The organism is Rosettibacter sp. KY25 (assembly GCF_057554405.1).
Window position 1 is genome coordinate 89,768 of record NZ_BAAJAO010000006.1, and the last position, 12,615, is coordinate 102,382.

A 12,615-nucleotide genomic window follows, 5' to 3' on the forward strand; every position below is an offset into this window, starting at 1 on the left:
TGTGTAATTTCGCAAAAAAAATTTGTGTCTATGATTAAAAAATTTTTTCTCTTTATCTTTATAACTTCTACCATAATTTTCCCTCAAGAAATTAAACGAGAATATTATAAAAATGGGAAATTGAAATCGGAAGGAACTTATGTTAATGGAGTAAGACATGGAGTTTACAGAGAATATTACGAAAGCGGAAAACTCTGGAAAGAATGGAACTTTGTTAATGGAAAAGAAGAAGGGATTTCCACTTGGTATTTTGAAGATGGCACAAAAAGTATGGAATGGAATTATCACAATGGAAAACTTGAAGGAATATCAAGATGGTATTATGAAACAGGTGAACTATGGGCAGAACCAAATTATGTCAATGATGTTCAGGAAGGATTCAGTAAAACTTATTACAAAAGCGGAGCTTTGCAGGCAATCTGGAATTATCATAATGGCAAATTAAATGGTGTATCAAAAATATTTTATGAAAATGGTCAGGTTGAGGTAGAAAGAAATTATGTTGATGATAAATTAGAAGGCATAAGTAGGGTTTATTATGAATTTGGCGGAATAGCTCTCGAAGCAAATTTTAAGAATGACAAACTAGACGGCAACTCATATTTTTATTATCCAGATGGTTCAATAAAAGTAATTGATACTTATTCAAATGGACAAATTGTTAAACGAGTTAGATATGATATCGGTGGAAAGTTCGATAAAATAGAAGAAAGTTTCAGCGAATATTATGATGAAGGAACAATAAAAGCAGAACTTAACTTCAAAGAAGGGAAAAAGCACGGCAAAATTATTAATTACTACAAAAGCGGATTTGTTCAATCAATACTTAATTACAATGAAGACAAATTAGAAGGTGAATGCAAATTTTTTTACGACGGAGGTATTATATCAGAAATTGCTTACTATAGAAATGGAATGAAAAACGGATTATCAATTAAGTTCAATGATAAAGGAATTAAAATTGCTGAAGATTATTACTCAGATGATTTACTTGAAGGAAAGTCAAAAATTTTTTATGAAACTGGTGAAATTAAGTGTGAAAGAAATTTCAAAAACGGGAAATTGGATGGTCTTGTTATTTCATACTACAAAGATGGAAAAATTAAAGCTGAAGAAAATTATAGAAACGGATTAAAGGAAGGAATATCAAGATGGTATTATCATAATGGCATTATCTCTGATTTCATGATTTACAAAAATAATTTGCTAAATGGTAAATGTTATACATACAACGAAGAAGGTATTGTTATCAAAGAATTGAATTATAAAGACGGCGAAATTGTGCAATGATTTCATAAAAAAATTCCAAAAAATAAAAAGCTATTTTTGATAAAGTTTATTATCTTTAATTAAAAGAATAAATAAATCACGGAGGGAGTATATTAATGTCCCTTTTCTCAGCTAAGTTAAAATCAGATATGCAAAAGTTGAAAGAAGAGAACGACGAACTCAAGAATACCCTCCATGCTTTCATGCAAAAGCATTCAAGTTTAACTGAAATTGATAACAAAATTAATTCTGCAAGAAAAGAGCTTAATGAATTAAAAAATAAAGAAGAAGAACTTCGGAAAAATATTTCGTTAGTTGAATCTGAACTGTCACAAAAGAAAGAAAATCTTGAAAATCTTACTCGACAAATTGAAAATTTGGAAGAAAGAAAATCAAACCTCGAAGCTTTCCTTTCAACAAAAGAAAATCGTGAAATTTCAGAAAATTTATTTTATTCTGAAGAAAAAGAAACAGAGTATCATGAACTCTTAAGCAAGTATAATGAACTTAATGAATCTTTTCAAAAACTCAATGATGAATTTCTTAAACTGCAAGCTGATTATCATCGGCTTCAAGAAGAAAAAGAAAAATTTAGAGATGAATCTTCTTTAGAATCGGAAAGCGAAATAAATAAGTTATCAGAAATTAAAGATGAACTGATAAACAAAATTGAACAACTTAAAGCAGAAGAAACTCAAAGAAATTCTTTATTAAAAAGTCTCGAAGAAAAAATTATTGTATCAGAAGAAATAAAAACAAATCTTGAACAAACTTTAAGCTTGCTTGTAAATCAGCTTTCAGAAAAAGAAAAAATTTATACAGAGTTTATTTACAACAGAGATGCTCTGCTCGAAGAAATCAGGCAAATAGAAAAGCAGCATGACGAGTATGAGTATAAAATCAAATTCAGCAAAGAACAAATTGAAAAATTAGATTCCGAGATTCAGGAATTAACAGAGAAAAAAAATAATCTTCTTGATGAAATAAATAATTTTGAATCAGTTAAAAATGATTTGCAGGAAAGACTTTTAGTTCTCAAAAAAGAAGAAGAAAAATTAAACGAAATACTTACATCACAGAAAAATGCAATTAATGATTATGAGAAAAGAAAGTTTGAAATTGAGAAATCAATTTTACAAATAGAAAGCAACATTTCTCACACACTCATCAAGTTTACAGAAGAAATTAATTCATTTCAAAACAAATTAAATTCACTCAAACAGGAAATTCTTGAAAAAGAAAGAGAAGCTGCAGAAAAAGAAAAACTACTGTTAGAAAAAGCTTATCAGATGGCTGAGTATGATGGTAAAATAAAGGTGCTTCAAAAAGAAAGAAGTTCTATAGAAGAATCAATTTCAATTCTCAAAGAAGAACAAAAAGAATTGAATGAAGAAATTATCAGCTTGAAAGATTACATCAGCAAACAAAAATCTTTTCTTGAAGAATTGAAATCTGAAATTCATTTGCTGCTCAGTAAAAAACATTCGCTTGAAAAAGAAATTAAACAGTTACTAAAACAGGCTAACGAGAGTTATTCAGCACTGGATGAAAGTAAGTATCAAATCAATCAGGATATAATTCAAAGTCAACAGGAACTTGATAATTTAAGAAATCAAATTAGTAGCTTGAAAGAAGAATTAAGAACCCTCAAAACAGAAAGGGCTAACGAAGAAACCCGAAAAGAAGAATACACAGCAAAAATTTCAGAACTGATTGCAATGGAAAATAATCTTAAATACAAAATTTCTGAACACGAAAAACAGCTTGCATTGCTTCAGCAGCAAATAGAAAAATTATCATAAAATTTTTTGACTAATTTTTTTCACTTATGAAACCTAAACCACATATTACATTCAACCTGATAATTATATTCTTTATAGTTACTCAGAATTTATTATCGCAGCAAAAAAATGATACAGAAAAATATAAAAGCAATCCAAATTACAATTTGCAAACTGCAATGTTCGACATTTACAAAACAAAGCAGGCAGATATTGTAATGCTTGGTAATTCAATAACTGCTGGTGCAAATTGGAGTGAACTTTTAGGAAGACCTAATGTTGTTGTTCGTGCAATTCCTGGAGATATACTTCCTGGTTTTTATGCAAGATTAAATTATGTTTTTCGTCTTAAACCAAAAATTGTCTTTATTCTTGGCGGCTTAAATGATATTTATAATTGGACTCCTGTGGAAGAGATTTATAATAATTACCTAAAAATAATCACGGCACTTCAATCAAAAGGAATTATTCCTGTTATTCAATCTACTACTTATGCTGCAAAAGATTATGCAAAAGATTTTGGAGGAACTCCTGAAATTAATGCAGGCAGAAATCGAGAAGTTGATAAGCTGAACAAACTGCTCTATGATTATGCAAGAAAAAACAACATTGATTACATTGACATTAATTCAAAATTATCAACAAGCGATAAATTTTTGCGTCCTGATGTAACCTGGGATGGTGTTCATTTGAATGCAGAAGGTTATAAAATTTGGGCAGAAGAAGTAGAAAAAATTTTGCTTAAGTATAAAATGTAATTATACAAAAAATTTTGGGTCAAAAAATGAAGAACGAAAATAAAATAAAGGAACCATTAATAATTATTGGCTTCACAATAATTATTTTATATCTGATATCATTTATTAAAATTGATTATGATATTGCTGGATTCAAACTAAAGACTATTGATATTTTTTCTGATATCCGTTCAGATGAATCAAGTTCAAGCAAGCAGGAATCTTCACAAAATAATTTAATGAACAATCTGATTAATTCGAAAACCGAAACATTACAAGCAAATTCTTTTAATTCTCTTTCTTTGATAATTGAAACAGTAAAAGACAATCTTAATTTTCTTTTCCCTGCGCAAGGACAAAATGTTAAAATCATCGGCAATACACAGCAGCTTTCTTATTTCTTTGATGCATTAAAAAATATTAAATCAAAGCCTGTTAGAATTGCTCATTATGGAGATTCAATAATTGAAGGAGATTTAATTACAGCAGACATTCGTGAAGCTCTTCAAAAAAAATATGGAGGAAATGCAGTAGGATGGCTTGGAATTGTTTCGCAGGATATAAACTTTAGAATTACAACAAAACATACATTTTCTGATAACTGGGAAAGTGCATCAATCTACACAAACAATCCTAAAAAACTACCATTTGGAATAAGCGGAGAAGTTGCTGTCCCAAAAGGAAATTCATGGGTTCAATATGAAACTACTAATGCAAGAAAAACACTAAAAGATTTTTCTGTTGTTAAGCTCTATTATTCAAATGCAAAAAATTCTCAAATCTTTTACTCATTTGATGGAGGAGCTAAACAAACTGCACAATTGAAACCAGGGAATAATATTCAGGAATTAATTTTAAAACCTGTATCTAAAGCAAAATCAATTCGAATAGAATTCCCGATTCCAGAACAAGCTTATGTTTATGGAGTAAGCTTAGAAAATGAATCTGGAATTTATGTTGATAATTTCCCGCTTCGTGGTAATTCAGGTGTGGATATAAATCAAATCAATCCTTCTGTTCTAAAAGAATTTGCCAAGTATCTTGATTACAATTTAATCATATTCGAATTTGGTTTGAACATACTCGGTTCAACAACAACAGATTATAATTGGTATGAAAGAGAAATGTCAAAAGTGATTAATACATTCAAATCAGTTTTTCCAAAAGCATCGATAATATTGATTGGTGTTCACGATAAAGCAATGAAAAAAGGTTCAAACTTTGTTACGGATCCGGCTGTTTTCAAATTGCTTGATGCACAGAAAAAAATTGCATTGAACAACAATATTGCTTTCTGGAGCATGTTCGATGCAATGGGTGGAGAAAATTCTATGGCAAAATGGGTTAATGCCAATCCACCTCTTGCTTACAGAGATTTCGTTCATTTCAATGATCAGGGAGCAGCAAAAATTGCTCAATTATTTATCAACTCATTAATGGAAGAGTTCAAATAAAATATGACAGATTTTTATTTCAATATCGAAGAAGCAAATACTCTCTGGAAAAGGTGGAAATTAAATTCAGAAAAATATCCAGATAGAGAAGCAGTTGTTCACTGGGTTGCAGGTCAAGAACCTTACCGATGGACTTACAAAAATTTAATTGACACTGCAAAAAAATTTTCACAACACTTGAAAAAAATTGGCATCAAGCCCGGTGAAGTTTGTGCAATTATCATAAGACATAATCCATTATTCTATCCTCTCTATCTTGGAATTTCCAGAATAGGTGCACTGCCTGCTATTTTAGCTTACCCGAATCCTCGACTTCACCCTGATAAATTCAGGCAAGGACTGGAAGGAATGTCACAGCGTTCAGGACTTGATTACATTTTAACAGAAAGAGAACTTGATTCAATCATAAGACCATTAATTGAAAATCCCAAAAGCACAATAAAATCTGTTTTCTTTCCACTTGAATGGGATTTATCAAATTCAACTGACGAAAATCTTGATAATGAAATTGAAGAAATTGCAAATCAAGTTAAAGATACTGATGCTGCCTTTCTTCAGCATTCATCTGGAACAACAGGACTTCAAAAACCTGTTGTGCTTTCTCATCGTGCTGTATTAAATCATGTATTAAATTTAGGAAAAGCTTTCAGATTATCTGAGAACGACAAAGCATGCAGCTGGCTTCCTCTTTATCATGATTTTGGTTTAATTGCTGCATTTCATATCCCGCTTGCTTATGGAATCACAACTGTTCAGCTTGACCCGTTTGAATGGGTCTTGGCTCCAGTTATTCTGCTTGAAGCAATTACAAAAGAAAAAGCAACAATGTCATTTCTTCCAAATTTTGCTTACAATGTTCTTGCAGATAAAATTGATGAAGAAGAACTTCAGGGAATTGACCTATCGAGTTTAAGAATTATTGTTAATGCTGCAGAACCAATAAGGCACGACAGTCATCAAAAATTTGTTAATCGTTTTCAAAAATATGGATTTAATCCTCTTGCACTTGCCTGCTTGTATGGAATGGCAGAAGCCACACTCGGTGTAACAGTTACAGAACCAGGCAAACAAATTACTGAACTTGCAGTTGACAGAAATGAATTATCAAAAGGAATAGTAAAATTTGCAGATGATAATTCTGTTGTAAGAATTTGTGTTTCCTCCGGCAAACTGATTGACGGATGCAGTGCAAGAATTGTTGATGATAATAGAAACGACCTCCCAGATGGATTTGTTGGCGAAGTTGCTGTAAAATCTATTTCTCAATTTGATGGCTACAGAAATTATCCGGAAAAAACTGCAGAAGTTGTTCAGGATGGCTGGTATTTCACTGGTGATTATGGTTTCAGATACAATGATGAATATTTCATAATTGGAAGAAAAAAAGATATTATAATTGTAGCTGGAAAAAATATTTATCCAGAAGATATCGAAGATGCAGTAAACAATGTTGAAGGTGTTATACCTGGGAGAGTTATTGCATTTGGTGAAGAAGACCCAGACATGGGAACTGAATTCGTAAGTGTTGTAGCAGAAACAAATGCTCAAACTGATGAAGAAAAAAATAAAATTAGATTAGAAATATTAAAAGCAGGAATGAGCATCGACATTGTAATTCATAAAGTTTATCTTGTCCCTCCAAGATGGCTTATTAAAAGTTCATCTGGAAAACCAAGCAGAAAGACAAATAAAGAAAGATTACTAAGCAAAACTGATCTACAAGTATGGAGTAGATAATGATATCACCAGAATTAAAGCAGGTAATTTTAAAACAACTTAATCTTGATGACTTTGATATTAAAGATGAAACTACTGCTCCGGAAGTGCCCGGATGGGATTCATTAAATCATATAAATATCATACTTGCAATAGAAGAACATTTCAAAGTAAAATTTAAGAGTTACGAATTGCTTAGACTTAAGTGCGTTGGCGATTTGCAAAAACTTCTTGACTCAAAACTTGGTAAATAAATTCTTCAACCACTAATCCAGAATCAATATGCAGTTTAATTTTGACTTCAACAAAATTTTGTATCAATTAAAATATATTCCTGATGACCCATTAATTTTCAGTACAAGTTTATTCTTAATTCTCTTCTTTTTTTTCCTGCTGTTTTATAATCTCTTTTCAAAAAACAATTCTGTAAGAATTATATTTTTAATTCTATTCTCATTTTACTTTTATTATAAGTCAGCAGGTTATTATGCACTGATTCTAATTGTATCCGCAATTGTAAATTTTTTGTTCGGCAAATGGATTGCATCGACAGAAAATTTTTCCAAAAAGAAGTTTTATTTAATTCTCTCTCTCATAGTCAATCTTGGAATTCTCAGCTACTTCAAATACACAAATTTTATAATCCAGATTATTAATGATATTGCAAAAAGTGAAATTCAGCCGCTTGATATTTTCCTTCCAATAGGAATTTCATTTTACACATTCAAATCGCTCAACTATGTTTTTGATATTTATCTCGATACACTAAAACCTACAAACAGCTTTCGCGATTTTTGCCTTTATGTTTTTTTCTTCCCAAATATTTTAGCAGGACCAATTGACAGAGCTTCGGATTTTCTTCCACAGATTAATAAAGAATTATATCTATCAAAAGAAGATATAGGCAGAGCAATTTTTCTTGTCATAATCGGCTTGTTCAAAAAAGTTGTGATTGCAGATTATATCAGCATAAACTTTGTTGACAGAGTTTTTGATTTTCCATTGAGATACACTGGAGTTGAAAACTTGCTTGCGGTTTATGGATATGTTCTTCAAATCTATTGTGATTTCTCTGGTTACTCCGATATGGCAATTGGGATAGCATTAATGCTTGGTTTTAGATTAATGGAAAATTTCAATTATCCATTCAAAGCAACAAGTATTGCAAATTTCTGGAGAAGATGGCATATCTCACTTTCAAAATGGCTGCTTGATTATTTGTTCAGACCACTGCAAATGAAATATAGAAATCTCAGAGTTTATGGAAACATGATTGGGATTTTCATTACATTTCTACTTTGCGGATTATGGCACGGAGCCGGCTGGAATTATATTTACTGGGGTGCAATGCATGGATTTATGATGTCATTTGCTCTATTGATTCAAAAACCAAAAACAAAATTCTTTACATTATTAAAAATCAATAACACGAAATTTCTTACTGTCATTCAAACTATTATAACATTTCATCTTGTTGCAATTTCTTTCATGGTTTTCAGAAGCACAGATATTCAAACAGTATTTGATATGCTTTCACAAATTTTTACTTTCTTTCATGGAGAAGTTTTTATTCAATTTGTTGAAAGACTTCCATTAATCTTCAGTTTAATTGTGATTGGTTACTTTTTCCATTTCATGCCTTCAAGGTTAGAAACAAAAGCAATTAATTTTATTGCTAAAGTTCCTGTTGCTGGAAAAGTTATAATACTTGTTATTGCAATCTGGATTGCAGCTCAATTTAAATCTGCAGACATTCAACCATTTATTTATTTCCAGTTTTAAAATTTTATTAATTATTTGTCTTTAGCTTTTAATTACAATAAACACTTAACAACTAATTACTCTTACACTTTCATTCTTTTAATTATAATTTTTAGAAGATTTTTAATAAGTTTGTTTTTAACAAAACTGACAACAAATTTTCATTGAATGGATAAGAAATCACTTAGATTTTTATTCCTTATTCTTAATATCATAATTTCTTCAATTTGCTATTCTCAGAATTCCGAAGTTGATATTTTGAAAAAAGCAGCTTTATCTCACATGGAAGCGGGCAGATACGGCGAAGCAATCGACCAATTGAATAAATATATCTCAGCTCTTCCACAACAAGCAGATGGATATAATCTTCGTGCAATTTGTTTTGAAAAAAGACAACAATACCAAAATGCTGTTCTTGATTACAGACGTGCAATTGCACTCGAAAAAAATCCTGCTAAAAAATCAGAATATGAGAATAATCTCAGAAGAGTTCAGGAAGTATGGTATGCAATTCTAAATAAAAAAATTGAAGGACATTTACGAGAAATAGCAATTAATCCTGAAAATCCTGTAAACTATCTTGAAATTGGAAAAGCATACAGATGGATGGAAATATGGGATAAAGCAGAAGCATGGTATGATGAATATCTAAAGCGCGATGATAACGCATCACCAGATGAAATTATTCGTTACACTGAAATACTTGCCAAAACCGGAAGTATTACTAAAGGAGAAAAAATTCTAAAAAAATATGTTGAAAGATATCCTGAAGATTGGCGGTTGTGGAGTCGTTATGGTTACTTTACTATGTGGCTTGCTAAATATGCTATTGCAAAGCAAGCTTTTGAAAAAGCTCTCAGCATTAAACCATTTTTTAAAGAGGCTCAGGATGGATTGGATATGGTAACAAAACAAGCTTATGTTACGCAGCAAAATCCAAGAGCCTTTGAAAAAGAATATCCAATCGATAGATATTATAGAATTTTAAGAAGAAAACCTGAAGATGTTGAAACACGATTTAAACTTGTTGATGAATTAATTGCAGCAAAAAGATATGAAGAAGCTTATCAACAACTTCAGATAATTTCGCTTACTCATTCAGAAGACAAGAGATATAAAGACAAATGGGCACAGGTTCTTAAACTAAGAGAAGAAATTTTTTTGCAAAGATTAAATGAAGCAAAAGCAAAATTATTAATCAATGAATTCGACAAAGAAGCAATTAAAGCTGCTGCTCAGTATTATGAAAATCTTCAATATTATGACAGCGCTATGGTTTTGCTTAATAAATTTTTTGAAAAATATCCTGATGAAAAAGACCCGCAATTAATTTATCGTTATGCAAGAATATCCGCATGGAATCGTGAATTTGACAAAGCAATTGAAATAATAGACAAATTATTGAAAGATTATCCTGACAATCTTGACTATCAACTTTTTAGAGCACAAGTATCTGTATGGATTAATCGAGATATAGAACTTGCAGAACAATATTTACAAAATGTTCTTAAAGCAAAACCAAATAATCTTGAAGCTAATATTGCAATGGGTTCTCTTAAATTAATTCAAAAAGATTATGATGCAGCTCAAAAGTATGCCGATAAAGCAAAAGAAATAGAACCTGCTAATGATGAAGTGATTAAACTTCAATCTAATATTGATTGGCAGAAAATGAGAGAAGAGGAAGAAAAACTTTATGCAATACTTGAAGAAGGAAGAAAAAAAGTTATAGCCGAAGATTGCAGCGGAGCTCTACCATTTTATGAAGAATATCTTTCCAAAGCTGAACCAAATGTTTTAATTCTCAAAGAATATGGAGATGTTCTTTTCTGTGCAAAAAAATATGAAGATGCACTCAAAACTTATAATCAGGTTCTTGCTACAAATTATAATTATGATGCAGCAATGCAAAGAGCAAAAGTTTATTATGCAATGGGAGATTCACTTAATGCCGTCAAAGAATTTAAAGAACTTGTAAAACAGGATTCAACTGACTTAGAAGCACAAATGTATCTTGGTGATTCTTTTGCAAAATTAGGTGAACATGATTCTGCAAGAACAATTTATAATAATCTTCTTGAAAACTGGCAGCTCGATTCAACTCAAGTAGAAATGATTAAGCTGAGAAAAAAATGGCTGCCTGTTACAGGTTTAGCTGCAATTCTTGAAACATTTCCAAATTATGTTGGACTGGCTCCCCTTGCTCAAGTTTATAATGATAATCTTGGTTTTAAAATATTGTCATTCGGTTCACGAATTGATTTAGGTGTAACAAACTTTTTTACAATTGGAATTTCTTTCATTCATTCCCAACTAAAAGCAAATGCAGAAATTTTAAATCAAGATATAATTTCGACTTATAATTTTACGGGACAGAGAGAGTTCAGAACATTAAAAGGACATTTGTTATTTCGTTTATCAAAATATCTTAATGCAGGAGCAGGTTTTGGAACAACAAATGCTCGAGGCTTTTTAGCAAGAAATGAAAGAGATGCTTTCATTCGATTTGAAAAAAAAGACACAATTTCAATGGCTTTTGTTTATCAAAATTCAGATGCAGCACTCATACTTTATTCTCCTTATTTAATTGACCAGAGATATTACTCTTCTCTTTACAGAATAGAAGGATATTACAGACATAATAATGGCTTAAAGCTTAGCGGTTCATTTCAATATATATCTGTTTCAGATGAAAATGAAGGGAATGATTTGATGTTAAGAATTGGAAAATATTTTTATAAAGATTTATCAGCAGGTTATGAATATTATTACACAAATTACAAACTAAAAGTGCAAAATTACTATTCACCTCAAAATTTTGAATCTCACTCCATCTGGATTGACCATGATTTAGAAAATCAGGAAGAATTAAGAATTACACTTGGAGGAAAAGTTGGCATAATTCCAAGAAATAAATTTTTAGCTTTAGAAGGACACACAGAATTTTTCTATCAACCAATAAAGTATTTGTTAATAAGCGGCAAAGTTGGAATGGGCAGCACTTCGCGTGATGAATCGAGCTACAGATATTTTTCTGCACAATTGTCAATTTACTGGAATGTATTTTAATTAAAAATATGAGTTCAAAAAATGTTCACAACAAAAATTAAAACATATTTTTTTGATGCTGATCCAGCAGGCATTATATTTTTTGGAAATTTATTTAAGTATTTGCATGTAGCATACGAAGACTTTATGAAAAGTTTGAACATGAAAAGAAATTTTTTCTTTGATGATAACTATGTTCTTCCAATTTTGCATACAGAAGCAGATTATTTTTTACCAATAAAAGTTGGCGACGAATTAAAAATTGAAATTCATGTCACCAAAATAAAAAAATCTTCCTTTGAATTAAGTTATAAAGTTTATCGACAAAAGAATGAGCTTGCTGCTACTGCGAAGACTGTTCATGTTTGTGTTTCAAAGAGTAATTTCAATAAAAGTGAGCTGCCGAAAGAATTGTATGATAAACTAAAAAATCATTTGCAAGAAAATTATTAATAACAAAAAATTGAAATTACTTTCTTGAAAATATCGTTACTAATTATTCACTCTTTTTATCCTTCCTAAGAAATTTTTGTATCACATACTCTGCATTTGTATTCTAAGCCTATCCTAAATAATGAACCTGATTCCCACGCCTTGTGACCAGCACCAATACCACTGACAATACTTAGATTACATCATTATCCCTAGCTCTACCAATTTCTAATAAAATTGATAAATCATTTGTTGGTGCATAAAATGAATTTGAAAAACAAAAAACATTACAACGATGGTTTTCTTCATATTTTGTAAACATAACGGTGCTGCAAGCCGCAGCATCAAGCAAACAATACCGACATGATAGTAAATATTAGAAAGAACTTTCATGACAAGACTGCCTCGAACAATATT

At 30.6% G+C, this 12,615-nt stretch carries 9 protein-coding genes; all 9 read left to right on the forward strand.

The genetic code is table 11. From position 1 onward, the window contains the following. The first annotated feature begins 30 nt into the window (after positions 1 to 30). The 9 genes from AC27L2_RS05535 (at position 31) to AC27L2_RS05575 (ending at position 12,219) form a co-directional block, all read left to right on the forward strand. Positions 31 to 1,290 (forward strand): toxin-antitoxin system YwqK family antitoxin, encoded by a 1,260-nt coding sequence (locus AC27L2_RS05535; protein WP_487210704.1) that lies wholly within the window; start codon positions 31 to 33, stop codon positions 1,288 to 1,290. Positions 1,291 to 1,385: 95 nt separating this feature from the next. Beyond that, the gene (locus AC27L2_RS05540) at positions 1,386 to 3,071 is read left to right on the forward strand and encodes a hypothetical protein (protein WP_487210705.1); all 1,686 of its coding nucleotides are present in this window, start codon (positions 1,386 to 1,388) and stop codon (positions 3,069 to 3,071) included. A 26-nt stretch (positions 3,072 to 3,097) separates the two neighbouring features. Further along, a complete protein-coding gene (locus tag AC27L2_RS05545) occupies positions 3,098 to 3,808 on the forward strand; it encodes a GDSL-type esterase/lipase family protein (protein ID WP_487210706.1) in 711 nt (236 codons plus the stop codon). Between the two features lie 26 nt (positions 3,809 to 3,834). Further along, on the forward strand, positions 3,835 to 5,241 hold the full coding sequence (locus AC27L2_RS05550) for an SGNH/GDSL hydrolase family protein (protein WP_487210707.1): 1,407 nt from the start codon (positions 3,835 to 3,837) through the stop codon (positions 5,239 to 5,241). 3 nt (positions 5,242 to 5,244) lie between these two features. Continuing rightward, the gene (locus AC27L2_RS05555) at positions 5,245 to 6,978 is read left to right on the forward strand and encodes an AMP-binding protein (RefSeq protein WP_487210708.1); all 1,734 of its coding nucleotides are present in this window, start codon (positions 5,245 to 5,247) and stop codon (positions 6,976 to 6,978) included. Further along, positions 6,978 to 7,211: an acyl carrier protein gene (locus AC27L2_RS05560; RefSeq protein WP_353678482.1), complete on the forward strand. Its 234-nt coding sequence runs from the start codon at positions 6,978 to 6,980 to the stop codon at positions 7,209 to 7,211. The genes AC27L2_RS05555 and AC27L2_RS05560 overlap by 1 nt, the downstream gene beginning before the upstream one ends. Before the next feature lie 28 nt (positions 7,212 to 7,239). Then, the gene (locus AC27L2_RS05565) at positions 7,240 to 8,739 is read left to right on the forward strand and encodes an MBOAT family O-acyltransferase (protein WP_487210709.1); all 1,500 of its coding nucleotides are present in this window, start codon (positions 7,240 to 7,242) and stop codon (positions 8,737 to 8,739) included. Between the two features lie 237 nt (positions 8,740 to 8,976). Further along, entirely contained in the window at positions 8,977 to 11,787 is a 2,811-nt protein-coding gene (locus tag AC27L2_RS05570) for a tetratricopeptide repeat protein (RefSeq protein ID WP_487210710.1), read from the forward strand. Between the two features lie 21 nt (positions 11,788 to 11,808). Continuing rightward, complete coding sequence (locus tag AC27L2_RS05575; protein ID WP_487210711.1) at positions 11,809 to 12,219, forward strand: acyl-CoA thioesterase; 411 nt, start codon at positions 11,809 to 11,811, stop codon at positions 12,217 to 12,219. Positions 12,220 to 12,615 lie beyond the last annotated feature (396 nt).